Annotated in this window: 25 protein-coding genes; 11 read left to right on the top strand and 14 right to left on the bottom strand. The window is 73.9% G+C overall.

What is annotated here, in order from left to right; translation table 11 throughout:
- Positions 1–11: 11 nt before the first annotated feature.
- Positions 12–1,412, bottom strand: a complete 1,401-nt coding sequence (locus ACZ2G1_RS08385) for a phosphomannomutase/phosphoglucomutase (protein WP_035927725.1) — start codon at positions 1,410–1,412, stop codon at positions 12–14.
- A gap of 64 nt (positions 1,413–1,476) precedes the next feature.
- Between ACZ2G1_RS08385 and manA the strand changes: the two genes are divergently transcribed.
- Entirely contained in the window at positions 1,477–2,589 is a 1,113-nt protein-coding gene (gene manA / locus ACZ2G1_RS08380) for a mannose-6-phosphate isomerase, class I (RefSeq protein ID WP_052132974.1), read from the top strand.
- A gap of 23 nt (positions 2,590–2,612) precedes the next feature.
- On the opposite strand, the gene mdlC is transcribed toward manA, so the two are convergent.
- Together mdlC and ACZ2G1_RS08370 are read right to left on the bottom strand one after the other, a co-directional pair.
- Complete coding sequence (mdlC, locus tag ACZ2G1_RS08375; protein WP_426119812.1) at positions 2,613–4,214, bottom strand: benzoylformate decarboxylase; 1,602 nt, start codon at positions 4,212–4,214, stop codon at positions 2,613–2,615.
- 94 nt (positions 4,215–4,308) lie between these two features.
- Positions 4,309–5,259: a LysR family transcriptional regulator gene (locus ACZ2G1_RS08370; protein WP_426119810.1), complete on the bottom strand. Its 951-nt coding sequence runs from the start codon at positions 5,257–5,259 to the stop codon at positions 4,309–4,311.
- Between the two features lie 132 nt (positions 5,260–5,391).
- On the opposite strand from ACZ2G1_RS08370, the gene ACZ2G1_RS08365 reads away from it, so the two are divergent.
- The 5 genes from ACZ2G1_RS08365 (at position 5,392) to ACZ2G1_RS08345 (ending at position 9,162) form a co-directional block, all read left to right on the top strand.
- Positions 5,392–6,357 carry an ABC transporter substrate-binding protein gene (locus tag ACZ2G1_RS08365; RefSeq protein ID WP_031283239.1) on the top strand — a complete coding sequence of 322 codons (966 nt, stop codon included), beginning with the start codon at positions 5,392–5,394 and terminating at the stop codon, positions 6,355–6,357.
- A gap of 38 nt (positions 6,358–6,395) precedes the next feature.
- On the top strand, positions 6,396–7,190 hold the full coding sequence (locus ACZ2G1_RS08360; protein ID WP_051063790.1) for an ABC transporter permease: 795 nt from the start codon (positions 6,396–6,398) through the stop codon (positions 7,188–7,190).
- Entirely contained in the window at positions 7,187–7,960 is a 774-nt protein-coding gene (locus ACZ2G1_RS08355) for an ABC transporter permease (protein ID WP_017833935.1), read from the top strand. Before ACZ2G1_RS08360 ends, ACZ2G1_RS08355 begins: the two co-directional genes overlap by 4 nt.
- A 16-nt stretch (positions 7,961–7,976) precedes the next feature.
- Positions 7,977–8,855 (top strand): ABC transporter ATP-binding protein, encoded by an 879-nt coding sequence (locus ACZ2G1_RS08350; RefSeq protein ID WP_232035252.1) that lies wholly within the window; start codon positions 7,977–7,979, stop codon positions 8,853–8,855.
- Positions 8,856–8,949: 94 nt separating this feature from the next.
- Positions 8,950–9,162 (top strand): hypothetical protein, encoded by a 213-nt coding sequence (locus ACZ2G1_RS08345; protein WP_017833937.1) that lies wholly within the window; start codon positions 8,950–8,952, stop codon positions 9,160–9,162.
- Between the two features lie 60 nt (positions 9,163–9,222).
- On the opposite strand, the gene ACZ2G1_RS08340 is transcribed toward ACZ2G1_RS08345, so the two are convergent.
- Positions 9,223–10,437 (bottom strand): glycerophosphodiester phosphodiesterase family protein, encoded by a 1,215-nt coding sequence (locus ACZ2G1_RS08340; protein WP_035927705.1) that lies wholly within the window; start codon positions 10,435–10,437, stop codon positions 9,223–9,225.
- A 130-nt stretch (positions 10,438–10,567) separates the two neighbouring features.
- On the opposite strand from ACZ2G1_RS08340, the gene ACZ2G1_RS08335 reads away from it, so the two are divergent.
- Positions 10,568–11,908: a hemolysin family protein gene (locus ACZ2G1_RS08335; RefSeq protein WP_031283023.1), complete on the top strand. Its 1,341-nt coding sequence runs from the start codon at positions 10,568–10,570 to the stop codon at positions 11,906–11,908.
- Between the two features lie 55 nt (positions 11,909–11,963).
- On the opposite strand, the gene ACZ2G1_RS08330 is transcribed toward ACZ2G1_RS08335, so the two are convergent.
- Together ACZ2G1_RS08330 and ACZ2G1_RS08325 are read right to left on the bottom strand one after the other, a co-directional pair.
- Positions 11,964–13,682, bottom strand: a complete 1,719-nt coding sequence (locus tag ACZ2G1_RS08330; protein WP_095651256.1) for a thiamine pyrophosphate-binding protein — start codon at positions 13,680–13,682, stop codon at positions 11,964–11,966.
- Complete coding sequence (locus ACZ2G1_RS08325; RefSeq protein ID WP_095651255.1) at positions 13,679–14,461, bottom strand: cyclase family protein; 783 nt, start codon at positions 14,459–14,461, stop codon at positions 13,679–13,681. Before ACZ2G1_RS08325 ends, ACZ2G1_RS08330 begins: the two co-directional genes overlap by 4 nt.
- 285 nt (positions 14,462–14,746) lie before the next feature.
- Here ACZ2G1_RS08325 and ACZ2G1_RS08320 point away from each other — a divergent pair, with 285 nt between their 5' ends.
- Positions 14,747–15,622 (top strand): shikimate dehydrogenase, encoded by an 876-nt coding sequence (locus ACZ2G1_RS08320; RefSeq protein ID WP_017833453.1) that lies wholly within the window; start codon positions 14,747–14,749, stop codon positions 15,620–15,622.
- 63 nt (positions 15,623–15,685) lie between these two features.
- On the opposite strand, the gene ACZ2G1_RS08315 is transcribed toward ACZ2G1_RS08320, so the two are convergent.
- From ACZ2G1_RS08315 to ACZ2G1_RS08305, 3 genes are read right to left on the bottom strand one after another with little or no spacing between them, the layout of a single operon-like run.
- The gene (locus tag ACZ2G1_RS08315) at positions 15,686–16,033 is read right to left on the bottom strand and encodes a GNAT family N-acetyltransferase (protein WP_109221725.1); all 348 of its coding nucleotides are present in this window, start codon (positions 16,031–16,033) and stop codon (positions 15,686–15,688) included.
- A gap of 22 nt (positions 16,034–16,055) precedes the next feature.
- Entirely contained in the window at positions 16,056–17,066 is a 1,011-nt protein-coding gene (locus ACZ2G1_RS08310; protein ID WP_115163041.1) for a pirin family protein, read from the bottom strand.
- Positions 17,063–17,623 (bottom strand): carboxymuconolactone decarboxylase family protein, encoded by a 561-nt coding sequence (locus ACZ2G1_RS08305; protein ID WP_017833456.1) that lies wholly within the window; start codon positions 17,621–17,623, stop codon positions 17,063–17,065. The genes ACZ2G1_RS08310 and ACZ2G1_RS08305 overlap by 4 nt, the downstream gene beginning before the upstream one ends.
- A 234-nt stretch (positions 17,624–17,857) precedes the next feature.
- Here ACZ2G1_RS08305 and ACZ2G1_RS08300 point away from each other — a divergent pair, with 234 nt between their 5' ends.
- Together ACZ2G1_RS08300 and ACZ2G1_RS08295 are read left to right on the top strand one after the other, a co-directional pair.
- Positions 17,858–18,154 carry a DUF1540 domain-containing protein gene (locus ACZ2G1_RS08300; RefSeq protein ID WP_017833457.1) on the top strand — a complete coding sequence of 99 codons (297 nt, stop codon included), beginning with the start codon at positions 17,858–17,860 and terminating at the stop codon, positions 18,152–18,154.
- Between the two features lie 144 nt (positions 18,155–18,298).
- Entirely contained in the window at positions 18,299–18,868 is a 570-nt protein-coding gene (locus ACZ2G1_RS08295; protein WP_144835868.1) for a hypothetical protein, read from the top strand.
- Positions 18,869–18,902: 34 nt separating this feature from the next.
- Here the strand turns inward: ACZ2G1_RS08295 and ACZ2G1_RS08290 are convergent, their stop codons facing one another.
- From ACZ2G1_RS08290 to ACZ2G1_RS08270, 5 genes are all read right to left on the bottom strand, one after another.
- Positions 18,903–19,406: a metallophosphoesterase family protein gene (locus tag ACZ2G1_RS08290; protein WP_017833459.1), complete on the bottom strand. Its 504-nt coding sequence runs from the start codon at positions 19,404–19,406 to the stop codon at positions 18,903–18,905.
- Positions 19,407–19,411: 5 nt separating this feature from the next.
- A complete protein-coding gene (locus ACZ2G1_RS08285; protein ID WP_470377685.1) occupies positions 19,412–20,482 on the bottom strand; it encodes a HoxN/HupN/NixA family nickel/cobalt transporter in 1,071 nt (356 codons plus the stop codon).
- Between the two features lie 81 nt (positions 20,483–20,563).
- A complete protein-coding gene (locus ACZ2G1_RS08280; protein ID WP_272026166.1) occupies positions 20,564–21,916 on the bottom strand; it encodes an MBL fold metallo-hydrolase in 1,353 nt (450 codons plus the stop codon).
- Between the two features lie 130 nt (positions 21,917–22,046).
- Complete coding sequence (gene trxA / locus ACZ2G1_RS08275; protein ID WP_115163039.1) at positions 22,047–22,421, bottom strand: thioredoxin; 375 nt, start codon at positions 22,419–22,421, stop codon at positions 22,047–22,049.
- A gap of 92 nt (positions 22,422–22,513) precedes the next feature.
- Positions 22,514–23,377 (bottom strand): sulfite exporter TauE/SafE family protein, encoded by an 864-nt coding sequence (locus ACZ2G1_RS08270; protein WP_470377684.1) that lies wholly within the window; start codon positions 23,375–23,377, stop codon positions 22,514–22,516.
- 250 nt (positions 23,378–23,627) lie between these two features.
- On the opposite strand from ACZ2G1_RS08270, the gene ACZ2G1_RS08265 reads away from it, so the two are divergent.
- A complete protein-coding gene (locus ACZ2G1_RS08265) occupies positions 23,628–24,047 on the top strand; it encodes a DUF302 domain-containing protein (protein WP_470377683.1) in 420 nt (139 codons plus the stop codon).
- Positions 24,048–24,137: the final 90 nt, after the last annotated feature.

The following is a 24,137-nucleotide window of genomic DNA, read 5'->3' as shown; positions in this document are numbered from 1 at the left end:
GTGCCGGGGTCTCAGACGCGCACGATGTCCAGCACCCGGTCCCGGACCCGCTCCATCGTCGCCGGGTCCTTCGCCTCGACGTTGAGGCGCAGGAACGGCTCGGTGTTGGAGGGGCGCAGGTTGAACCACCAGCCCTCGTCCGGGCAGCTGAGCGTGGTGCCGTCCAGCTCCTCCACGCTCACGTCCCGGCCGGCCAGGGCGTCGACGACCCGCCGGACGGCACCGGCCTTGTCCTCCACCGTGGAGTTGATCTCACCGGAGGCCGCGTACGGGTCGTACTGGTGCATCAGCTCGCTCAGCGGCCCGTCCTGCTCGCCCAGCGCGGCCAGGAGGTGCATCGCGGCGAGCATCCCGGTGTCCGCGTTGAAGAAGTCCTTGAAGTAGTAGTGCGCGGAGTGCTCGCCCCCGAACACGGCGCCCTCCTCGGCCATGACGGCCTTGATGAACGAGTGGCCCACCCGGGTCCGCACGGGGCGGCCGCCGCGGGCGGTGACCAGCTCGGGCACGGCGCGGGACGTGATGAGGTTGTGGATGATCACCGGGTTCTCCACGCCCTCCGCCCGGGCGCGCTCGATCTCCCGCTCGGCCACGAGCGCGGTGACGGCCGAGGGCGAGACGGCCCCGCCCTGCTCGTCGACCACGAAGCAGCGGTCGGCGTCGCCGTCGAACGCGATGCCCAGGTCCGCGCCGTGCTCGCGCACGGCCCGCTGGAGGTCCACGAGGTTCTCCGGCTCGAGCGGGTTGGCGGGGTGGTTGGGGAACGTGCCGTCCAGCTCGAAGTACAGGGGCACGACCTCCAGCGGCAGCGGCTCCAGCACGGCGTCGCCCAGCACCGCGGGAGTGGTCAGCCCCGCCATCCCGTTGCCGGCGTCGACCACCACCTTGAGCGGGCGGGTCCCGGACAGGTCCACCAGGGAGCGCAGGTACTCCGCGTAGCCGGTCAGCACGTCCCGCTCGGTGACCGTGCCGGGGACGGGGGCCTCCGGGACCGCTCCGTCGTCGAGGTAGCGCTGGGCGAGGTCGCGGATGTCGTAGAGGCCCGTCTCGGAGGAGACCGGGACGGCCCCGGCCTTCGACATCTTCATGCCGTTGTACTCGGCGGGGTTGTGGCTCGCCGTGAAGGTCACCCCGGCGGCGCCGAACGTCCCGGACGCGTAGTACAGCTCGTCGGTGGAGATCAGCCCGATCTTCACGACGTCCGCGCCGCGGCGGACCGCGCCCTCGGCGAAGGCGTCCACGAACTCCGGCGAGGAGGGGCGCATGTCGCCGCCCACCAGGACCGTCAGGCCGGCGAGGCCCAGGACGTCCACGAACGCGGCGCCGGTGGCCCGGACCGTCTCCGCGGTGATGGACTCGCCCACGATGCCGCGCACGTCGTAGGCCTTGAACGAAGCTGAGAGATCGATAGTCACAAGGGGTGATCTTAGGCCACGGGCGCTCCCGGGTGCCGCGGGGCGCGGGCGGTCCTGTGATTGGATGACGAGCATGGTCGAGATCCTCCGCATGCGCAATCCCGTCCAGCACTATGCGTGGGGCTCCCGCGAGGTGCTGGCCCGCCTCCAGGGCAGACCCGTGCCGAGCCCCGAGCCCGAGGCCGAGCTGTGGGTCGGCGCGCACCCCTCCGCGCCCTCCGTCGTCGTCCGGGACGGCCGGGACGAGCCGCTGGAGGGCCTGCCGTTCCTGCTCAAGATCCTGGCCATCGACGCCCCCCTGTCCATCCAGGTCCACCCCTCGCCGGAGCAGGCCGAGGCGGGCTTCGAGCGCGAGCAGCGGGCGGGGATCCCGCTCGACGACCCGCGGCGCAACTACAAGGACCGCTCCGCCAAGCCCGAGACCGTCGTGGCCCTCACCGACGTGGAGCTGCTCACGGGGGTGCAGCCGGCGGACCGGCTGCGCGCCACCGCCGCGCGCCTGGGGCTGGACTGGCTGCGCGACGCCGCCGCCGGCGGGCGCCCCGTGCTGCCGGCCGTGCTGACGCTCGACGACGACGCCGCCGCGGCCGCCGTGGCGGCGACCGTCGACGCGGCCCGCGCCGCGGGCCCGCAGGACCCGGTGGCCTCGCTGGTCCGCTACGTGCACGACCGGCACCCGGGCGACCGCGGGCTGCTGGTCGCGGTGTGCATGCACCACGTCCGCCTCGCCCCGGGGCAGTCCCTGCACACCCCGGCCGGGCAGCTCCACGCGTACCTGTCCGGGACGGCGATCGAGGTGATGAGCTCCTCGGACAACGTCCTGCGCGCCGGGCTGACGGGCAAGCACGTGGACGTGGCCGAGCTGCTCGCCGTGCTGGCCGACGAGCAGGCGGCCCCGGAGGTCGTCGAGCCCGCCGCCGACGAGCACGGCCGCCGCGTCTACCCCCTGTGGGACGAGCGGCTGTCGCTGACCGCCCACGAGCTCGTGCCGGGACGGGCCGTGCCCGTCGGGCTGCGGGGCACCACGGTCCTGCTGAGCACCGGGGACCGGGCGCTGGTGCGGGCCGCCGGCCGGGAGTGGGAGCTGGCCGGCGGGGAGTCGCTGCTGCACCGGGGCGGCCCCGGCACCGTCGAGCTGTCCGGCGACGCTAGGGTGTTCACGGTCTCCTGCCGCTGAGCCGCCCCGGCGCGCGGTGCCGCTCAGGGGGTGGTCAGCTCCGTGCGGACCTCGATGAGCGTGGGACCCTCGGCCGCGAGACCCTGCCGCACCAGGTCGGCGAGCTCCGCGGCCGTGCCCGCGGCCTGCGCGGGCACCCCGTAGCCCCGGGCGAGGCTCAGGAAGTCGATGCCCGGCACGTCCAGCCCCGGCACGTCCCCCGTGCCGAGCATGCCCGCGAACCAGCGCAGCGCGCCGTAGGTGCCGTTGTTGAGGATCACGAACACGACCGGGACCCGGTACTGCGCCGCGCTCCACAGGGCGGTGATCCCGTAGTTGGCCGACCCGTCGCCGACCACCCCGATGACGGGACGGTCCGGCCGGGCCAGCTTCACGCCGACCGCCGCGGGCAGCCCGAAGCCCAGGCCGCCGGAGGCCGGCCAGAAGTAGGAGCCGGGCTCCCGCAGGTCCATGTGCCTCCAGAAGTCCCCGTTGGTGGAGGTCGACTCCACCACGTAGGCGGTGTCCGCCGGCGCCGTCTCGCGCAGCACCTCGAACACGGCGCCCGGGTGGAAGACGCCGTCCACGGGCTCGCGGGCGGGCGGCGGCACCGTCCATCCGACCGGGGCGGCCGGGCGCGCCCCGCCGCGCCGCTCGTGCAGGGCGGCCACCAGGGCCGCGGCCGTCGCGGCGAGCCCGGCCACGAAGGAGGTCCCGAACGGCGCCCGGGCGGCCTCGCCCGGGTCCTCGGTGACGTGCAGCAGCTGCGTGCCCTCGGCCAGGTACCGGGCGGGTTCGTACTGGTGGTAGCGGAAGACGGGGGCGCCGAGCACCAGGACCACGTCGTTCTTCTCGAGGGCGGCGTGCACGCCCCGCTCCGAGGCGGGGAGGACGCCGCGGAACTGCGGGTGCCGGTTGGGGAAGGGCAGCCGGTAGGGGGAGGGTGCCACCCACACGTCGGCGCCGAGCAGCTCGGCGAGCTCGCGGCTGACCCCGTTCGCCGCCACGGCGTCCACCTCGGAGCCCAGCACCAGTGCGGGCCGGCGGGCTCCGGCCAGCAGACCCGCGATCTCCCGCACGTGCTCGGGGGCCGGGTGCAGGCCCTCGGCCACCCGCCGGGGCAGCAGGTAGTCGTCGTTGTCGGCGGACTCCCGGTCCCAGTCGTCGTAGGGGACCGAGACGTAGGTGGGGCCGCGGGACCCGGTGCACGCCTCCCACAGGGCCTGGTCCAGCATCCGGGGGACATCCTGCGCGGACAGCGGCTCGCCCGCCCACTTCGTCAGCGGGGAGGTCAGGTCCGGGGCCGCCACGTTGGCGAGCATGGGCTCCGCGCCGATCGTGGCGCGCACCTGCTGGCCGGCCGTGACCACGAGCGGGGTGTGCGAGCTGGCGGCGTTGGTCAGCGCGCCCATGGCGTTGCCCGTGCCGGAGGCCGAGTGCAGGTTCACGAGCGCCGGCCGGCCCGTGGCCTGCGCGTAGCCGTCGGCCATGCCCACGACCACTCCCTCGTGCAGCCCCAGGACGTACCGGATGCCGGGGGGCAGGTCCCGCAGGAAGGGCAGCTCGTTGGAGCCCGGGTTGCCGAACACGGTGTCGAGGCCACGGGCCTGCATCCAGCGGTGGGTCCTGGCACGGATGGTGGTCACGCTGCGCTCCAATCGGGACGCGGCACCGGCGTGCCGCCTCACCGCGAGAGTAGAAGGGGGCCGGGGGCACGGCCAGTCGATGTTTTCTATCCCCTCATAGACGGCGACGATGCCAGTGCCCGGGCCGCAGCGGCGCCGACGGGTCCGGTGAGACGGACTCCCGCAGCGTGTCCACGACCAGCCGCGCGAACCACTGCTGCGCGGGGCGCTGGTGGGCGGTCTCGCGGGTGTAGGCGGCCAGCTGGAGGACCGGCATCTCGACCGGGTGCGGGAAGACCCGGATCCCGGCCGCCTCCTGGAGCGTCTCGGCGAGGAACCGCGGCAGCACCGCGAGGCAGTCGGTGCGCTCCACCACGGAGACCAGGCCCGTGAAGTGGGACAGCCGCAGGGCCGTGCTGCCCGGGGCGCCCGCCCGCTCCGCCGCGACCTCGGCGAGGTCGTGGCCCATCGACGGGGCGAGCCGGATCCGCGGCTCCTCCGCGAACTGCTCGAGCGTGAGCCGCTCCCGGACCCGCGGGTGGCCGCGGGCCGCGATCACCACGTACTCGTCGGTGCCGACGACGGTGCGGACGATGCCGGGCCCGCCGATGTACGGGGCGCAGATCGCGGCGTCCACCCGGTTGCGCAGCAGGTCCTCCGGGACGCGCTCCACGTCCAGGGGCAGCACGGTCAGCTCCACACCGGGCGCCTGCTCCCGCAGCGCCACCATGACGGACGGCAGGAACGCCAGCTCCCCGAGGTCGGTCAGCGCCAGGGTGAAGCGCTCGCGGGCGGTCTCCGGGTCGAACAGCCCGCCGGAGGAGACGGCCGCGGTCACCTGGGCGATCCCCGCCTTGACCTGCGGGAAGATGCTCCTCGCGAACGGCGTGGGGCTCAGGCCCCGGCCCTCCCGGACGAACAGCTGGTCGTTGCACTGCCGGCGCAGGTTCTTCAGGGCGTGGCTCACCGTGGGCTGGGTGAGGTGCAGCTCGGCGGCGGCCCCCGTGACGCTGCCCTGCTCGTAGACCGTGCAGAACACGCGCATCAGGTTCAGGTCCAGCTCCACGGCACCCCTCCTCGGTCAGCGACTCATAGATGTCATACATCGGTCCATCGACAACATGCACTGGTTTGTGAATGCTACGTCACTAGAGTGATCCCCATCACAACGGGCACCGGACGACACAGGGGAGGCACGATGCGGCGACCGCTCATCGGCTTGGGAGCAGCAGGATCCGTACTGGCGCTGGCCGCGTGCGGCGGCGGCGGCGACAGCGGAGGCGGCACGGAGGCCGAGGGGGAGATGCAGGCCGTCACCGTCGGCGTCATCCCCATCGTCGACACCGCCGCCATCTGGCTGGGCGAGGAGCAGGGCTTCTTCGAGGAGGAGGGGATCGACCTCGACATCCAGACCACCAGCGGCGGCGCCGCCGCCGTGCCGGGCGTGGTCAGCGGGGACTTCGACTTCGCCTTCGGCAACACCCTGTCCGTCATGGTCGCCCAGGGCGAGGGGCTGGACCTCGAGTACGTCGCCAACGGCACCACGACCTCGGGCGACACCGAGCGGGACTTCGGCGCCGTGGTGGTGCCCGCCGACTCGGACATCCAGGGCCCCGAGGACCTGGCCGGCAAGACGGTGTCGGTGAACAACCTCAACAACATCGGCGACACGACGATCCGCCACGTCGTCGAGCAGGCCGGCGGGGACCCGCAGAGCATCGACTTCGTGGAGGTCGGCTTCCCGGACGCCCCGGCCGCGCTCGACCGCGGCCAGGTGGACGCGGCCTGGATCCTCGACCCGTTCCTCACCCAGGTCCTCGACGAGGGCGCCCGCGCGGTGTCCTACAACTTCGTGGAGTTCGACCCGGAGCTCGACATCGCCGGCTACTTCACGACCGCCCAGAAGCTCGAGGAGGACCCCGAGCTGGTGGAGAAGTTCCAGAACGCCATGAACCGCTCGCTCGAGTACGCGAACGAGAACCCGGACGCGGTCCGGGAGATCGTCGGGACCTACACGGAGATCAGCGACGAGCTGCGCGCCGAGATGGCCCTGCCGCGCTTCCGCACCGAGTTCGACCGCGAGGCGCTGCAGAAGCTGGGCGACGCCGCCGTGGAGTACGGGACCCTCGAGCAGGCCCCCGACCTCGACGCGCTGCTGCCGTAGCCGTCCGCGGACCCGGCACCCGAGGGAGGGAGCACGACATGGCACGAAAGCGCACGGGACGGGCCTGGGGGCCCGGGGTTCTCGGGGTGCTGGGGATCCTCGGGTTCCTGCTCACCTGGGAGCTGCTGCCCCTGACGGGGATCGTCGACCCCCGGTACCTGCCCCCGGCCAGCGCGGTCCTGCTGGAGCTCGGGGAGCAGCTCGGCTCGGCGGGCTTCTGGCTGGCGGTCTGGCAGACCGTCCGGGCCTGGTTCCTCGGGCTGCTGATCGCCGCGGTCGCCGCGATCGTCCTGGGGCTGGTCATCGGCAGCAGCACGTTCCTGCGCCGGGCCACCCACAGCACGATCGAGTTCCTCCGGCCCATCCCGTCGGTCGCGCTCATCCCGCTGGCCGTCCTGCTGTTCGGCGTGCAGCTCGAGTCCACCCTGCTGCTGGTCGTGTACGCGTCCTTCTGGCAGATCCTCATCCAGGTCCTCTACGGGGTCGGGGACGTGGACACCGTGGCGCAGGACACGGCCAAGAGCTACGGGCTCGGGACGCTGGCCCGCGTCCGGTACGTCACGTGGCCCACGTCCCTGCCCTACGTGATCACCGGGCTGCGGCTCGGGGCGGCCGTGGCGCTGATCCTGGCGGTCACCGCCCAGCTCGTGATCGGCACGCCGGGGCTGGGCCGGGAGATCTCCCTGGCCCAGTCCGGCGGCGCCGTCACGGCCATGTACGCGTTCATCGTCACGGCCGGGCTGCTGGGCGTGCTCATCAACCTGGGGATGCGGGCGCTCGAGCGCCGGGCGCTGGCCTGGCACTCGTCCGTCCGCGGAGAGGTGGCGGTGTGAGACTCGTCAAGACCCTGGGCTACGCGCTCGCGCTGCCCGTCCTGCTGGTCCTGCTGTGGTGGGCCTACACCCTGACGACGACCAACTTCTACGTCCCGGAGCCGGGCGAGTTCGCCACGACGTTCGTGGACGTCTGGTTCGGCGACCGGTTCTTCGACGACGTGCTGCCGAGCATCGGCCGGCTCCTGGTGGGGCTGGCGCTGTCCATCCTGGTCGGCGTCGTCGCCGGTCTCGTGATCGGGTCGGTGCGCTGGCTGCGGAACCTGCTGGAGCCCGTGCTCGAGTTCTTCCGGGCGATCCCGCCGCCGGTGCTGGTGCCCGTGCTGATGCTGCTCATCGGCGTCAACGACCAGATGAAGGTGGTGGTGATCGTGCTCGGGTCCGTGTGGCCCGTCCTGCTGAACACCATCGAGGGCGTGCGCTCGGTCGACTCCGTCATGAACGAGACGGCGCGCTCGTACGGGATCCACGGGTGGTCGCGGATCGTCCACCTGGTGATCCCCGCCGCCAGCCCCCAGATGATGGCCGGCATCCGGCAGGCCCTGTCGATCGGGCTGATCCTGATGGTGATCTCGGAGATGTTCGCCTCGTCCTCGGGGCTCGGCTTCACCATCGTGCAGTTCCAGCGATCGTTCGCCATCCCCGAGATGTGGAGCGGCATCGCCGTCCTGGGTCTCATCGGGGTGGTGCTGGCGTTCGTCTTCCAACGTGTTGAACGCAAGGTCCTCGCCTGGTACCGGGGCCTGAAAGAGGTGGAGAATGCAGGCTGAATCAGGAAGCTCGGCAGTGGACGGCGGCGCGACCGCACCCCGGACCGGCACGGACGCGACCGCCACCGGGGTCTCGGACGCCGGCGCGGGACGCACCGGCGGGAAGGACGTGCTGCTGTCCGTGCGCGGGCTGCAGAAGATCTACCAGAGCGACCACGGCGACGTGGAGGCGGTCCGCAACCTCACGTTCGACCTCGGCCGCGGCGAGCTGGCGTGCCTCGTGGGGCCCTCCGGCTCCGGCAAGACCACGCTGCTCAAGTGCATCTCGGGGCTCATGGCGCCGACCTCCGGCGAGGTGCTGCTGGGCGGCGAGAAGGTGACCGGTCCGCCCAAGGACATGGCCGTGGTCTTCCAGGAGTACGGGCGCAGCCTGTTCCCCTGGATGACGGTCCGCGAGAACGTGGAGCTGCCGCTGAAGAACGCCAGGCTGGCCCGGGACGAGCGGAACCGGCTCGTGGAGGAGGCGATCGCCGCCGTGGACCTGCGCGGCGCGGACAAGAAGTACCCGTGGCAGCTCTCCGGCGGCATGCAGCAGCGCGTCGCCATCGCCCGGGCGGTCGCCTACCAGCCGAAGATCCTGCTGATGGACGAGCCCTTCGCCGCGGTGGACGCCCAGACCCGCGCCGACCTCGAGGACCTCATCCGGGACGTGTGGCACCGGATGGGCGTGACCGTGCTGTTCGTGACCCACGACATCGACGAGTCCGTCTACCTCGGCGAGCGCGTCATCATCCTCTCGAGCTCGCCCACCGTGGTCCAGGAGGACCTCCCGATCGACCTGCCCGACGACCGCGACCAGCTCACCACCCGCGGCCTGCCGCGGTTCACCGAGCTGCGCGGGCACGTCTACGAGGAGATCCAGCGCGCCAAGCGGGAGGCGGGCACGAGGGTCTGAGCCGGCCCGCGGCCGCGTCCGGAGCCGGTGCGCCCACTACACTGGGCCCACCGGCTCCGGAGCGCCCGGGGCCGTTCTCCCCGGGAGGCCCGCCATGAGCACCACCCCGTCCGACGGTCTGCGCGGCACCACCGCGCCGTGCCCGCGCTGCGGCGCCACCGGGTTCGAGCTGGTCTACGTGCAGATCATGCCCGACGACTGGGACCTGGCGCGCGACGTCGAGCTGGCGTCCCCGTCGATGATGCTGCCCGACGGGCGCGCCCCCGAGTTCTCCTGCCAGAACGGGCAGTGCCGCCACCTCTGGTGAGCCCGGGCGGGCCCGCCGGTGGTCGCCGGCGGGGCCCGCTCGGCGCGGGGGCGTCCCGGATCAGTTGGCGAAGACGTCCAGCAGCCGGCCGTTGTCCGTCCACAGGGCGACGGACTCGCCGCCGTTGTTGAGCACGGCGGAGGTGCCGCCGTTGTAGTGGGCGTCCTCCGTGCCGGTGCCCGGTCCGGTGTGCACGCGCAGCCGCTCGCCCGGGGCCAGCTCGTAGCCCTCGCCCACGGTGAGGACGTTGTTCGCGGCGTCGCGCAGCACGTACCCGCTGACGTCCACGGCGGTCCGGCCCGTGTTGGTGAGCACCACGTGCTCGCCGGTCCCGGGCTGGAGGTCGTCGCCGGGGACGTCGTTGACGGAGTCCTCGATCCGGATCCCGTTGTTCGCGGGGAAGGGGTCGCGCCCGTCCAGGTGGCGGGCCGTCTGGAGGGGGAAGTCGCCGGTGATCATGTCGACGCCGAGGTCCACCACGTGCTGGACCGCTTCCGGGGAGTTGACGGTGTAGACGCCCAGGGCCAGGCCGGCGGCGTCGACGCGCGCGACGTCGCCGGCGTCGAGGGTGCGGTAGTTCGTGCCCACGGAGTCCACGACACCGGCCCACCGCTCGATCGTGGCGGCGTCCGGGACGCTGCCGGTGAGCTGCTGCAGGGGCACGTCGGGGGCCAGCCCGGCGAAGGTCCGGTTGGACGCCTCGTCGAAGCCGATGACGGTGACCTTGTCCGCCGCGAGCAGCTTCGCCCAGTCCCGGTCCTCGGCCAGGGCGTCGGCCACGACCTGCTCGATGCCGGGGGAGTTCTGCGGGGACTTGATCTCGATGTAGACGCCGGTGTTGACGGTGGCGATCCGCGCGGCGTCGTCGAGGTGGGGGATCCGCTCCCCGGCGAACTGCGCGTCGAAGGAGGAGCCGGCGTCGAGCTGCTGCAGCTCGTCCCACGTGAAGGACGTGATCGGGTCGTCCTCGCGGCCGGGGAAGACCTCCTCGACGTCCGTGGTGCGCGCGGGGGTGCTGTCGTGGAACAGGAACGGCACGCCGTCGGCGCTGAGCTGGACGTCGATCTCCAGGTAGTCGACGCCGGCGGCGCGGGCGTCCTTGAACGCGGGGACCGTGTTCTCGGGGGCGGTGCCGGCGGCGCCGCGGTGCCCGACGACGATCGGGTCCTCGGTGCCGGACGGGGCGGCGGCGGCCGGCAGCGCCGAGCCGAGCACGGCCACGGCGGACAGGGCCGCGGCGGCGCCGCGCAGGGTGCGGGGGGAACGGGTGGTCATGACGGTGCTCCTCGTGCCTGGGGGGACAGTGCCCCTCCACCGAAGCGGAGCGCGGAGACGAACCGGTCAACGCGACGTGACGAGCAGGTGATCTCCTGGCGTCCCGGAGGCGGCCGGTACTGTGGTCGCCATGGACAACAGCACGATCGTGAACATCCTCCTGGTCCTGCTGTTCGTGGCCGTCGGGGGCGTCTTCGCGGGCACCGAGATGGCGATCGTGAGCCTGCGGGAGAGCCAGGTCAAGCGGATCGAGCGCTCGGGCCGCAAGGGCGCCCGGACCGCCGCCCTCGTCCGGGACCCCAACCTCTTCCTCTCGGCGGTGCAGATCGGCGTGACGGTGGCGGGGTTCTTCTCCTCGGCCTACGGCGCCTCGACGCTCGCCCCGGACGTGGCCCCCGTCTTCGAGCGGGCCGGTCTGTCCACCGCGGCCGCGGAGACCTCCGCGCTGATCGGCATGACCCTGGTGATCGCGTACCTCTCCCTCGTCCTCGGGGAGCTCGTGCCCAAGCGCCTGGCCATGCAGCGCTCCGTGGGCTTCACGAAGATCCTGGCCCCTCCGCTGAGCGTCTTCGCCACGCTCATGCGCCCCGTCATCTGGCTGCTGTCCGTGTCCACGAACCTCGTGGTCCGGCTGGTGGGCGGGGACCCGCACGCCGTCACCGAGGAGGTCTCGGCGGAGGAGATCCGGGAGATGGTCGTGGACACCCGGGGCATCGGGGCCGTCTCGCGCTCGATCCTCACGGACGTCTTCGAGGCGGGCGAGCGCCGCCTCGCCGAGGTCATGCGCCCGCGCCCCGACGTCCACTTCCTGGACGGCACCCTGCCCGTCACGGAGGCCTACCGCACGGCCCTGGCCCTGCCGCACTCCCGCTACCCCGTGCTCGGCACGAGCGTGGACGACGTCCTGGGCTTCGTGCACATCCGCGACCTCGTGGTCGCGGACCAGGACGGCGACGGGGTCATCGAGGCCCCTCCGCGGACCCTGCGGGACGTGGTGCGGCCCATCCCCTTCCTGCCGGAGACCAACCACGTGCTGCGCACCCTGCAGGCCATGCGCAAGGACGGGCACCACATCGCGCTGGTGGTCGACGAGTACGGCGGGACGGCGGGCATCGTGACCCTGGAGGACCTCGTGGAGGAGCTCGTGGGCGAGATCTACGACGAGTTCGACGCCGGGGTCCGGGAGCACGAGGACACGGTGCTGCGCGAGGGCGGGGCCGTGCTCGTGGACGGCGGGCTGATCATCCAGGAGGTCCCGGTGGAGGCGGGGCTCGTCATCCCCGAGGGCCACTACGAGACGGTCGGCGGGTTCGTGATGGACCGGCTGGGGCGGGTGGCGCGCCCGGCGGACGTCGTCGACGTGGACGGCTACCGGCTCGAGGTCCTGGCCGTGGACCGCAGCCGGGTGGAGCGGGTGCGGATCACCCGGCTGCGGCGGGACGCGGCGGAGGACGGCCGGTCCGGGGCCTGATCCGTCCCGGCGGGGCCCGTCCCGCCGGCGGTGACCTCGTGGCGCGGGAGCCGGGTCAGTGGCCCCGGAAGGCCTCGGCCAGCCACCACGCCCCGCCGTCGGAGGCGATCTTGGCGTCGATCACCAAGGGCCGGTCCCGGGGCCCGTCGAGCCAGGTGCGCACGGCGGCCAGGTCCTCGGCGGAGCGCACGACCACGCCGTCGGCGCCGAAGCCCCGGCCGATCGCGGCGATGTCGGCGTCCGGGAAGACCACCGTGTCCAGGGGCGCGTCCCCGTCACCGGCGAAGTGGTGCACCTCCGCGCCGTACGCGGCGTCGTCGTAGACCACGCACACCAGCGGCAGGCCCAGCCGGACGGCGGTCTCGAGCTCGGCGATCCCCATGAGGAAACCGCCGTCCCCCGTGCCGAGCACCGGCAGCCGGTGCGGCTGCGCCAGCGCGGCGCCGATGGCCGTGGCCAGGCCCAGGCCCACGGACTGGAAGGCCTGGGTGAAGCAGAACCCGCGCTCGTCCGGCACGGAGAGGTACTGGCTGGGGTAGCCCATGAAGTTGCCGCTGTCGACGGCCACGACCCGCTCGGCCGGCAGCATCGCGTCCAGCTCGCGGGACAGCACCCGCGGGTCGATCCGCTCCGCCGTGGAAAGGTCCTCGAACGCGACGTCCCGCCACCGGGCCTCCCGGGCGATCCGCGCGGCCAGCTCGGGCGTGCGCCAGGACGACGACGCCGGGGCGGCGGCTCCCGGCCCGGCGGCGCCCTCTCCTGCGGTGCCGCCCGTCCGCAGGACGTCGTGCTCCAGCGCGGCGAGGACGTCCCGGGCGGTGAGCGCGCAGTCGCCCACGACCCCGAGGTCCAGCGGCCGGTCCACCGGCCGGTGCGCGCCCAGGGCGGACTCCTCGAGGTCCACCTGCACCACCGCGGCCTCGGGGCCCAGGAGGCGCCCGTGCCGGGTGGTCCACATGGTCAGGGCGCAGCCCCACGCCACCACGAGGTCGGCCGCCCCGATCAGCTCCGCGGTCGCCGGCGAGGAGAAGCCCCCGGAGATGCCGAGGTCGAAGTCCTCGCCGGCGAACAGGCCCTTGGCCACCGCCGACGTCGCCAGCAGCGCCCCCGAGCGCTCGGCGAGGGCGGTCAGCTCGGCGCGGGCCCCCCGGGCGCCGCGTCCCGCCACGAACACCGGCCGGCGCGCGGCGGCCAGCATCCCCGCCAGGCGCTCGGCGGTGTCCTCGTCCGGGCGTACGCGCGGCGCGGGCGGGAGCGCGGGCACCACGGCGCCCTCGGGGGCGGGGGACGCCTGGACGTCGAGCGGGACGCTGAGCACCACGGTGCGGCGGTCGTTGCGGGCGCGCCGGACGGCCCGGGCGACGTCGGCCGCGGCGCTCGCGGGGGAGTGCACCCGCTCGGCCACCGCCCCCACCGCCCGGGCGAGGGCGTCCTGGTCGATCCGGAAGTTGGAGTGCACGGCCGCGGCCTGGGTGTCGGCGGTGAGCACGATCAGCGGGGTGCGGGACTTCGCGGCCTCGCCGATGCCGGTGGTCGCGTTGGTCAGCCCGCAGCCCTGGTGCGTGGTGACCACGGCGACGCGCCCGCTGGTGCGGGCCCAGGCGTCGGCCATGGTCGCGGCGCCGTTCTCGTGCCGGGCGGCCGTGAAGGGCACGCCCGCCGCGATGAGCGCGTTGGTGAGGTGGAAGTTCCCGCTGCCCACCACGCCGAACGCGTGCCCCACGCCCAGCTCCGCGAGCGCACGGCCCACGAGCTGGGCGACCGTGCCGGTCACGCCCCGGCCCGCTCGACGAGGGCGAGCACCCGGGCGGGGCTGCCCGTGCCGCCCACGACCGGCAGGGGCGCGACCACGAGCTGCGCCCCGAGGACCGGCAGCCGGTCGAGGCGGCGCAGGGAGGTCAGCCCGTACTTGTCGTGGCCCAGCAGGTGGTGGTGGGCGGGGAAGGGCGGGTCGAAGCCGCCGGCGATGCCCGCGTCGATGCCGACGGTCTCCACGCCGAAACCGCTCACGTGCGGGTGGGCGGCGAGCCACTCGGCGGCGGCCACCGACGGCCCCGGGGCGTGCAGGCCGTCCGCGTCGGCGTTGAGGAAGCGCTCGGGGTCGTCCGCGCGGGCGGACCAGCCGGTGCGCAGGAGCACCCAGCAGTTCTCGGGGAAGCGCCCGTGCTCGGCCTCCCACCGCTCGAGGTGCTCGGGCTCCAGCAGGGCGTCCGCGTCCGCCTCCGCCTCGGCGGTGAGGTCCAGGACGGCGGCCGGCCCGACGAGCCGCGCCGGTTCGATCCGGTCCACCGACCTCCCGTCCCGGCCGGTGATCCAGTGCACGGGCGCGTCCAGGTGCGTGCCGGCGTGCTCGCCCAGGGTCAGGTCGTTCCACGCCCAGCCGGGCCCGGCCTCGTCGTAGGCGCTCACCGGGGTCATGGACAGGCCCACCGTGTTGGCGAACGGTTCCGGCAGCCGCAGGATCGGGGTGTCCCGGTCCAGCGGGGTGGTCAGGTCCACGATCTCCACGGTCCCGGCGGCCAGCGCCGCCCCCAGTTCGCCCAGCACGCTCATGACGTCACCCTCCGCAGTTCGTGGGCCCCGTCGGCGGGGCCGTGGCACTTGCCTCGCCGCCCATTGTGCCCCGGCGCGGGCCCGGCGCCCCCGCGGTGGGAATCACTTCCACACTGTGGCATCCGTGTTCACACAGTGAGTGCAGAGCGGGTCCTGCGCGTCCTCCCGGTGTACTGTGATGGGCGTCCCAACGGCTCGCGATGCCCTCCGCGCCACCGGCACCGGTGCTGCGCCGAGAGCGGTCTGCGCGGCCGCGTCCTGACCGCACCCCGCAAGGAGCCCACCATGAGCACCACCTCCGAGTCCTACCTCGTGGGCCTGATCGGCGACGGGATCACCCGCAGCCTCACCCCGCCGATGCACGAGACCGAGGCGCGGAACCACGGGCTGCACTACCTGTACCGTCCGGTGGACCTCGAGGTGATCGGCCGCCCGGGCGAGGACGTGGGGGAGCTGCTGCGGGCCGGGCGGGACCTCGGGTTCAACGCCTTCAACATCACGCACCCGTGCAAGCAGCTGGTCCTGGACCACCTCGACGAGGTCGCCCCGGAGGCGGCCGCGCTGAGGGCCGTCAACACGGTGGTGATCCGCGACGGCCGGTTCGTCGGCCACAACACCGACGTGTCCGGCTTCGCCGCGGGGTTCCGGGCCGTGCTCCCCGGCGCGGCCAAGGACCGCGTGGTCCAGGTCGGCACCGGCGGCGCCGGCTCCGCCGTGGCCTCCGCGCTGCTGAGCGCCGGCGTGCAGACCCTGCACCTGTTCGACGTGGACCCCGCCCGGGCGGGCGAGCGGGCCGCCGCCATGGCCGAGCTCTTCCCCGGGCAGCAGGTCGCGGCCGCCACCGCCGAGACGCTGCCGGAGCTGGTGCGCGCGGCCGACGGGCTGGTCAACGCCACCCCGGTGGGCATGCACCACCACCCCGGCACCCCCGTGGACCCCGGCCTGCTGGAGGCCCGGCAGTGGGTGGCCGACGTGGTCTACCTGCCGGTGGAGACCGAGCTCGTCGCCGCGGCCCGGGCCCGGGGGTGCCAGGTGCTCGACGGCGGCCACATGGCGGTCGGCCAGGCGGTGGACGCGTTCCGGCTCATCACCGGCGTGGAGCCCGACCGGGCCCGGATGCGCGCCCACTTCCTCGATCTCATCGCGGCCCAGCGGGGCTGAGCCCGGGCTCCCGTCCCGGCCGCCGCGGGCCGGCGCCCCCGGGCTCCGGCCCGGGTGACGGGCTCACTGCTGCTCGTGCCGCGGGACGGCGGCGAGGTGCTCGGGCCGCACGGCCACGGCGTACTGCTGGTGGTCGGGGTGGCTGTGCAGCCACTTCTTGATGTAGGGGCACACCGGGACGACCGTCAGCCCGGCCCCGGCGGTGTCGTCCAGGGCTTCCCGGGCCAGTCTCGAGGCCAGGCCCTGCCCGCCGTAGGCGTCGTCCACGGTGGTGTGGTAGAAGATCCGCTGTGGCCCGCCGGGGCCCTTGAAGGGCACCCAGTGGGCCGAGCCGATGACGGTCTCCCCGTCGAGGAGCTCGTAGCGCTGCCGGCCGGGGTTGTTCCGCACCGTGACGGCGGAGGTGTCCATGGTGGTCTCCTGGGGGACGGGCTCAGCCGCGGGGCCGCAGCTGGACGGTGGGCAGCGGCGGGGCCGGCAGCGGGGCGGGCTGCTCCGCCGGGTAGGGGCCGAAGCGCGGGTACGGCGCCCCGTCCTCGTAGCTGCCGGAGGCCGGCGCGGGGGCCGGTTCGGCGTCGATCTCCGCCTGCCAGGCGGCGCGGTGGGCGACGACCTCCTCGTGGCTGCGGCCGACGAAGTTCCACCACATCACGATCTGCTCGCCCAGCGGCTCGCCGCCGATGAGCAGCAGCCGGACCGGGCTCAGGCCGGCCTCCAGCACCACGGGACCCTGCCCGACCGGGAGGTAGGCGAGGTGGTCCACCGGCACGGGGGCGCCGTTGAGCGCCAGGTCGCCGGTGTCGAGCAGCACGCCGTGCTCGAGGGCCGGGTCCAGCTCCAGCTCCAGCCGGGCGCCGGGCCGCAGGGTGGCCTCTGCGGCCAGCAGCGGCGGGGTGAAGGTGTCCACCGGGGAGGTGCTGCCGGCCAGGGAGCCGAGGAAGACGCGCAGCTCCGTGCCCTCCCCGACCACCGGCTCGGGAGCGTGGTGCTCGAAGGTGGGTGCCATGTGGCGGGTCGCCTCCGGCAGGGCGTACCAGAGCTGGACCCCGTGCAGCAGCGTGGTGCCGGGGGTGGAGAACTCCTGGTGGGAGATCCCCCGTCCGGCGACCATCAGGTTGACCTCGCCGGGCCGGACGATCGCGTCGTAGCCGGCCGAGTCCCGGTGGGCGATCCCGCCGGTGAACAGCAGGCTCACGGTGGCCAGGCCGGTGTGCGGGTGCCGTGCCACCCGCATGCCCCCGGACTCCGAGACCAGGTCGGGGCCGTAGTGGTCGACGAAGCACCACGCCCCGATGAGGCTGCGCTGCCGCTGGGGCAGGGTGCGGCGCACGGTCATCGCGCGGGGCCCGCCCAGGGGCACCTCGCGCGGGGTCAGCAGCTGCGCGCCGGCCCCGACGGCCTCGGAGCACAGCAGCTCCTGCGGGTCCACGTCCAGGTTGGTCACGCCGTGCCCCCCGCGACGGTCGACGGGGTGCGCGGGGCGTCCGGTGCCGGCTCGTCCGCGGCCCGTTCTCCCGGGGGATGTCCCTCCGGCGCGGCCGCACGGGGGCGGACCCGGTGGCGGGAGAGGACGGAGACCCGGTTGAAGGCGTTGATCGCCACCGCCGTCCACTGCAGCGCCGAGTACTGCTCGTCGGTCAGCTCCGCCCGGGCCACCGCCAGCTCCGCCAGCCGGGTCTCCTCGTCGGGCAGCAGGGCCACGGACTCCCCGATGGCCAGCGCGGCCCGCTCCAGGTCGTCGAAGAGCTCCGTCTCGCGCCAGGCGGGGAGCACCGCCAGCTTCTGCGCGCTCACCCCGGCCTCCACGGCGTAGCCGGTGTGCAGGTCGAGGCAGTAGGCACACCCGTTGAGCTGGGAGACCCTGATGTTGAGCAGCTCCACGAGCGCCCGGGACAGCCCGGCGTCCTCGGCCGCGGCGGCGACCTTGCGCGCCAGGCCGTTGAGCGCCCGCCAGCTGCCGGGATCCGCCTTGTCGAGGTAGAAGTGGTCGCCGGCGCTCATGGGGTCTCCTCGGGGTCGTCGCGGCGCCGCCGGGCGGCACCGCCGTGCGTCCAGCGAATACCCCCCGGCGGTGCCCCGTCAAGGGCGGCGCCGCGGGGCCCCGTCGGCCGCTCCGCGGACATTGGGGCACGAAAAAATGCGCTATCCATCGCCCCTCGTGAGGCGCATCCTGGAAGAGCTTGTTCAGGCCGGGGCAGCAGGCTCCGGCCCGGAGATCCTCCCGGAGGAGAAGTCATGGCCACCACCGAGTTCGTTCCCGTCTCCGACTGCACCGTGGGGCAGTGCTCGTTCAACCACGACCACGAGTGCACGGCCCACGCGATCACCGTGACCGGGTCCTCCGGCCACGCGCACTGCGGCACGTTCATCTCGCTGGGCCCCGACGGCGGCCTGCCCACCGTCCACGCCGAGGTCGGTGCCTGCCAGCGCGGCGAGTGCGTGCACAACGAGCACCTCATGTGCACGGCTCACGACGTGAAGATCGGCGCCGGCGCCGACGAGGCCGACTGCCTGACCTACCAGGCCGCCTGAGGACCGTCGGCAGCCCCGGCCCCGGGCACCTGACCGGGGCCGGGGTTTCTGTCTGTCCCGGGGGCGGACGTGCCAGCGCGCCCGGGCCGCGGGACAATGGAGGGGCCCGCGCAGCAGCACGGGGCGACGAGAGGACGGTGCGCCATGGACGAGGAGATCCGGCTCAGCGGGGCCGACCACCCGCACGTGCAGATCCCCCGGCTCGGGGAGCTCGACGCGGTCTGGGCCCGCCGGATCGTGCTGGCCGTCGTGGCGAGCCTGGTGGTCGGGCTGCTGGGCGGCATCGCGGCCGCGCTCCTCCTGGGCGAGAGGGGGCTGCTCAGCCCGGTGCAGTGGGGACTCGTGGTGGGCGGGGCGGCCCTGCTGGTCAGCGGCATCATCCTCTCGCTCACCCGGGCGGACGACGCGCCCCGCAACGACCTCATGGACGCCCGCGCCCGGGCGAGCAAGGGGCTGCGGACCTCGGTGCGCCGCGGCGCCGTCCCGCGGGACCCGGTCCTGCGGGAGATGCAGGACTACATGGCGGTGGAGATGGTGCAGTACGCCTGGCCGATCCTGCTGGCCGTCCCGGGCATGGCGCTGGTGGTGTGGGCGCTCTTCGTGCCCGTCCCGGCCGTGCTGGTGGCGCTGCTGCTCGTGCTGGTGTGGGCCGCCGTCCGGGTCAACGGGACCGTGGTGGGCCGGCGCTACTACCAGCTGCGGGGCCTGCTCTGAGCGCTCGGCCCGGCGGCGCCGGTGCCGCGGGGCGTCAGCGCGGCGGGAGGCGGACGAGCTCCACGTCGGTGAGCCGCCCGCCGTCGGCGACCGCCGTCAGATAGGTGCAGTGCGGCTGGCGCCGCCGGTCCGTGGGGGAGCCGGGGTTGAGCAGCCGCAGGCCCGCCGGGGTGGTGCTGTCCCACGGGATGTGGCTGTGGCCGAAGACCAGGACGTCGAGGCCGGGGAACGCCCGGTCCATCCGGGCCTCCCGCCCGGCGGCGGCACCGGTCTCGTGGACCATCCCGAAGCGCACGCCCCCGAGCGTCTCGCGGGCCACCTCGGGCAGCCGTTCGCGCAGCTCCGGGCCGTCGTTGTTCCCCCAGACCCCCACGAGGCGGGCGGCCCGCTCCTCGAGCCGGTCGAGGGTCGCGAGGTCGATCCAGTCGCCCGCGTGCAGCACCACCTCGGCGTCGTCGACGGCCCGCCACACCGCGGCGGGCAGGTCGCGGGCGCGCTTGGGGACGTGCGTGTCGGCGAGCAGGAGGAGTCGGACCATGACGATCAGCCTCGCACAGGGACCGGTCGTCCGTCGCGGCGGATCCGGTCCAGGCCCTTCGAGCCCAGCCAGACGACGCCGAAGAACACGATCACGGCCATGCCGAGGAAGTTGAGGTCGATCGCCGCGACGAGGGCGAGCGCGCCGCCGGTCGGCTGCAGGAGCTCGGCGAGCACGGACAGCAGACTCGTCCCGCCGATCACGAAGGCGATGACGACGGAGACGGTGGTCACCGTGACGTTGTAGTTCAGCCGGCGGCGGGCGTCCACCGAGGCCCAGCCGTAGACCCGGTTCATCAGGATGCCGTCGGCGCTGTCGAACATCGTCATGCCCGCGGTGAAGAGCACGGGCAGCACGAGCACCGCGTACCAGGGCAGCTCGGGGGCGAGCCCGCCGGCCATGACGAACAGCCCGATGGAGGCCGCCGTGTCGAGGCCGAGGCCGAAGAGGAGGCCGACGGGGTACATCCTGGCCGGGCGGTCCACCATGCGGGTCACGGGGTGCAGCACGCGGTGCAGCACGCCCCGGTCGGCGAGGTGGGCGTCCAGCTCGGCGGCGTCCAGGGCGCCGGTGCGCGCCGTGCGGCGGGCCCGGCGAAGCCGGAGCAGCACGGCGAGGTTGAGCACCCCGGCGGTGACGAGGAACAGCCCGGAGACGGTGCCGCCCCAGATCCCCGCGGCCTGCCGCAGCCCGGAGCCCTCGTCCGCGAGGCCGCCGGCGAAGGCCTCCAGGCCGAGGGCCAGCAGCAGCACGGAGACGAGGACCACCGAGGAGTGGCCCAGGGCGAACCAGAAGCCGGTGGCCGCGGACGCCCGGCCCCGCGCCATCAGCGAGCGCGTCGCGTTGTCGATCGCGGCGATGTGGTCGGCGTCGAAGGCGTGCCGGACGCCCAGGGCGTAGGCGCTGAGGGCGAGTCCCACGAACAGTCCCGTTCCCCCCTGGGGGGTGTCGGTGCCCAGGGCGAGGGCGAGCAGCGCGCCCCAGCCCGCGACGTGCAGGAGGACGACCGCGGCGCCGATGACGGTGACGCTGCGCCGTCCGGCGACGGACGGGGGGACGGTGCGGGAGGTGCTCACGGCGGGCCTTTCGCTGGGCTGGGGCGGGCTTCGGGGAGGGGCCGCGGGGGCCGGGGGCGCGCACCGGCCCCCGCGGCGGCGTCAGTTCTCGAGCGGCACGCCGGCCTCCTCGGCCTCGGCGAACAGGGCGTCGATGTGCACCGGGTCCTTGCCCGCGCGCTCGAGCAGTGACGCAGCCACGCCCGAGCGGTAGCCGGAGCCGCAGTGCACCCACAGCCGGCCCGCGGGCACCTCGTCCATTTGGGGCAGCAGCTCGTGCAGCGGGATGTTGACCGCGCCCGGGAGGTGCGACTGCTCGTACTCGTCCACCCGGCGGACGTCCAGGACGGTCTCGTCCTCGGGTCGCCCCTCGAGCATGCCCTTCCAGTCGACGCGCGGGTAGGAGGAGCGGGCCGCCCCGGGGGCGAGCTTCTCCGGGTCCTCGCCCAGCGCCGCGTCGGGGGAGTCGATGCCGATCCGCGACAGGTCCCGGATCGCGTTCTCGACGTCCGCACGCGACCCCACGAGGGTCAGCTGCCGGTCGTAGGGGAAGATCCAGCCCAGGAACGCGGTGAAGCTGGAGCCGTCGCCGTACTCGAAGCTGATCGTGCCCTTCAGGTGCTCGGCGGAGTAGGCCACCCGGTGGCGCAGGTCCACCACCCACTCCCCGGCCTCCAGGCGGGACCGCAGCTCCTCGGGGTCCAGGGAGTCGGGCACGGACAGGTCCGGCTCGGTGGGGCCGGCGGCGTTGGCCGGGCCCATGTGCACGTAGTAGTTCGGGTACGCCGTGAGGTTGCTGATGAGCTCGGCGACGAAGTGCTCCTCGTCCGGATCGGTGTAGACGTGGTTCGTCCTGATCTGCTCGCCGAGGGTGGACTCGTCCGCGCCGGTGGCGGGGCCGGAGGAGCAGAAGGAGCCGAACCCGTGGGTCGGGTACAGGGCGGCCTGCTCCTGCGCCTCGGCCGCGAGGCGGCGGGCGGAGGCGTACTGGTCGTGGGTCAGGCCCACCATGTGCTCGCGGCCCAGCAGGTCGGTGCGGCCCACGGAGCCGTAGAGGACGCTGCCGCCGGAGAACACGGCCTGCTCCTCGCCGTGCTCCACCACGAAGGACAGGTGGTGGTGGGTGTGGCCGGGGGTGGCCACGGCCTTGACGGTGAGCTCGCCGACCCGGACGGTCTCCCCGTCGGCGATCGGGGTGCGCTCGAAGGAGACGTCGTCGGCGGCGTTGACGAGGTAGGCCGCGCCGTGCTTCCGGGCGTAGAGGCAGCCGCCGGTCAGGTAGTCGTTGTGGATGTGCGTCTCGGCCACGTGGGTGACCTTCACCCCGGCCTGCTCCACGGCGGCCTCGAGGCGGTCGATGTCGCGCTGGGCGTCGATGACCAGCGCCACCTGCCCGTCGTGCACGAGGTAGCTGCGGTCCCCGAGCTGGGGGGTGTCGATGAGGGTGACGTCCATGGTGCGTTCCTCCTTGGTGGTGCCCCGCGGCGCGCCGTGGGGCGTGGTGACGGTATCGGCGGGTTGTTACGGGAGTGTTCCAGGGGCGGGGCCACGGCGGAAGCGACGTGCCGGGGACCTGCGCCGCGGCTCAGGCCTGCTGCCCGGCCCGCTGCCGGGCGAGCTCGGCGTGGACCTCGGCCATGTCGAGGCCCTTGACCGCGGGGATGACCTGCTCGAGCCCGGCGGCGGGCAGGGCGCCCGGCTGGGAGAACACGAGCACGCCCTCGCGGAAGGCCATCAGGGTGGGGATGGAGCTGATGCCGGCGGCGGCGGAGAGCCGCTGCTCGGCCTCGGTGTCGACCTTGGCGAAGACGACGTCCGGGTGCTTGGCGGAGGCGGCCTCGTAGGTCGGGGCGAACATGCGGCAGGGGCCGCACCAGCTCGCCCAGAAGTCCACGAGGACGATGTCGTTGGACTCGATGGTGGGGGCGAAGTCGGCTTCGGTGATGTCGATGGTGGCCATGGGGACCTCCTTGGTCGGGGTTCTCGGTCGGTGATCTCGGAATCGGTCGTAGCGGACGGTGTGCGGAAACGGTGGGAAGAAGAGGGCGAGGGTCAGGCCGTGAGGGGCGTGCGCAGCGGGCACCTCGGGACCGCGAACCAGCAGACCGTGGCGGCCAGGGCCGCGACAGCGGCAGTGATCCCGACGGCGATCCCGGCCGCGCCGGGCAGCTCCTGGACCAGGACGAAGACGCCCATGACCAGGACGAAGATGCCGAAGCCCTTGCGCAGTGCGGCCTCGGGGATGCGCCCGGCCAGCCGCGCCCCGGCGAACGAGCCGGCGACCGCGGCGACGGTCACCGCACCCACCAGGGCCCAGTCCAGGGAGACCGTGGTGAGGTAGCCGGCGAGCCCGGCGAAGGACTTCATCGCGATGACCACCAGGGAGGTGCCCACGGCCACGGGCATGGACAGCCCGCCCAGCAGGGCCAGGGCCGGGACGACGAGGAACCCGCCGCCGGCCCCCACCAGGCCGGTGACCAGGCCCACGACCAGGCCCTCGGCGACGACCTTGCCGACCGGCAGCTCACCGTCGTGGGGTGTCGCGGTGCTGTTCTTGCGGCCGCGGATCATGGCCAGGGAGGTCGCGACCATCATCAGGGCGAAGGCGACCATCAGCACGGTGCCGGGGATGTAGCCGCCGGCCAGGCCGCCCAGGAAGGCCCCGGCCATGCCGGCCGCGCCGAAGACGAGCCCGGTGCGCCACTTCACGCGCCGGTTGCGGGCGTGGTTGACGGCGCTGACGGCCGACGTCACCCCGACGACGAACAGGGAGGCCGCGATGGCCTCCTTGGGGTCCAGCCCGGCGACGTAGGTGAGGATCGGGACGGTGAGGATGGATCCGCCGCCGCCGAGCAGACCGAGCGAGAGCCCGATCAGCACCGACAGCAGGAGGGTCAGTACGAGGGGGACGGTCATGGTGCGTGTCCTTTGCTTCCCGCCGGCCGGGGCGGGTGGTCAGGCCGTGGAGGGGTGCCGGGTGCTCCGCCCGGCGTTCGTTCCGAGTATGGCAGATACCCCCCGGGGTATTCAACTACCCCCGGGGGTATCGAGGCCGGGCGCCGGTATCGCCCAGCGAGAACCCGGCCGTCCCGCACTTCCCTTTCCGCGCCCCGCGTGCCAACAGTGGAGTCCTGAGCAGGAGCCCGGACCGAGAAGGAGCGCAAGCATGAGCTGCACCAACGCCGTCGTTGTCCCGCTGCCCTACGCGGAGGCGGTCGAGCGGACGCGGGCCGCCCTGGCCGAGGAGGGCTTCGGCATCCTCACCGAGATCGACGTGCGCGCCACCTTCGAGAAGAAGCTCGGCGCCGAGGCCGCCGAGGGCGTGGGCGACTACGTCATCCTCGGCGCCTGCAACCCCGGGCTCGCCAGCAAGGCCCTGACCGCGGAGCCCCAGCTCGGCGCGCTCCTGCCCTGCAACGTGGTGGTGCGCCGCGGCGCGGACGCCGGCTCCTCCACGGTCGAGGCCATCGACCCGCAGACCATGGTCCAGCTCAGCGGCAGCCCCGCCGTGCAGGAGGTCGCCGACGACGCCGGCGTCCGGCTGCGGGCGGCGCTCGACGTCCTCGGCGGACTCCGGTCGCAGTAGCGGCCGCGGCGACCCGGCACGGTTCCGCCGGACCGGCGGCTCCACCGGAGCCGCAGGTCCACCGAACGGACAGATCCACCCCATCCACAG

Source organism: Kocuria sp. KKT182 (assembly GCF_055635395.1).
The sequence above is the reverse complement of the archived record's forward strand: the minus strand, read 5'-3'. Positions and strand labels throughout refer to the sequence as shown.

What these genes read in the sequence shown, in the direction of transcription:
- ACZ2G1_RS08295 (WP_144835868.1), top strand. Translation starts at nt 18,299, where the DNA reads ATGGACGAGGAGATCCGGCTCAGCGGGGCCGACCACCCGCACGTGCAG.
- ACZ2G1_RS08280 (WP_272026166.1), bottom strand. Translation starts at nt 21,916, where the DNA reads ATGGACGTCACCCTCATCGACACCCCCCAGCTCGGGGACCGCAGCTAC.
- ACZ2G1_RS08335 (WP_031283023.1), top strand. Translation starts at nt 10,568, where the DNA reads ATGGACAACAGCACGATCGTGAACATCCTCCTGGTCCTGCTGTTCGTG.
- ACZ2G1_RS08365 (WP_031283239.1), top strand. Translation starts at nt 5,392, where the DNA reads ATGCGGCGACCGCTCATCGGCTTGGGAGCAGCAGGATCCGTACTGGCG.
- ACZ2G1_RS08320 (WP_017833453.1), top strand. Translation starts at nt 14,747, where the DNA reads ATGAGCACCACCTCCGAGTCCTACCTCGTGGGCCTGATCGGCGACGGG.
- ACZ2G1_RS08305 (WP_017833456.1), bottom strand. Translation starts at nt 17,623, where the DNA reads ATGAGCGCCGGCGACCACTTCTACCTCGACAAGGCGGATCCCGGCAGC.
- trxA (WP_115163039.1), bottom strand. Translation starts at nt 22,421, where the DNA reads ATGGCCACCATCGACATCACCGAAGCCGACTTCGCCCCCACCATCGAG.
- ACZ2G1_RS08315 (WP_109221725.1), bottom strand. Translation starts at nt 16,033, where the DNA reads ATGGACACCTCCGCCGTCACGGTGCGGAACAACCCCGGCCGGCAGCGC.
- ACZ2G1_RS08340 (WP_035927705.1), bottom strand. Translation starts at nt 10,437, where the DNA reads ATGACCACCCGTTCCCCCCGCACCCTGCGCGGCGCCGCCGCGGCCCTG.
- ACZ2G1_RS08360 (WP_051063790.1), top strand. Translation starts at nt 6,396, where the DNA reads ATGGCACGAAAGCGCACGGGACGGGCCTGGGGGCCCGGGGTTCTCGGG.
- ACZ2G1_RS08270 (WP_470377684.1), bottom strand. Translation starts at nt 23,377, where the DNA reads ATGACCGTCCCCCTCGTACTGACCCTCCTGCTGTCGGTGCTGATCGGG.
- ACZ2G1_RS08290 (WP_017833459.1), bottom strand. Translation starts at nt 19,406, where the DNA reads ATGGTCCGACTCCTCCTGCTCGCCGACACGCACGTCCCCAAGCGCGCC.
- ACZ2G1_RS08345 (WP_017833937.1), top strand. Translation starts at nt 8,950, where the DNA reads ATGAGCACCACCCCGTCCGACGGTCTGCGCGGCACCACCGCGCCGTGC.
- ACZ2G1_RS08265 (WP_470377683.1), top strand. Translation starts at nt 23,628, where the DNA reads ATGAGCTGCACCAACGCCGTCGTTGTCCCGCTGCCCTACGCGGAGGCG.
- ACZ2G1_RS08300 (WP_017833457.1), top strand. Translation starts at nt 17,858, where the DNA reads ATGGCCACCACCGAGTTCGTTCCCGTCTCCGACTGCACCGTGGGGCAG.
- manA (WP_052132974.1), top strand. Translation starts at nt 1,477, where the DNA reads ATGACGAGCATGGTCGAGATCCTCCGCATGCGCAATCCCGTCCAGCAC.
- ACZ2G1_RS08325 (WP_095651255.1), bottom strand. Translation starts at nt 14,461, where the DNA reads ATGAGCGTGCTGGGCGAACTGGGGGCGGCGCTGGCCGCCGGGACCGTG.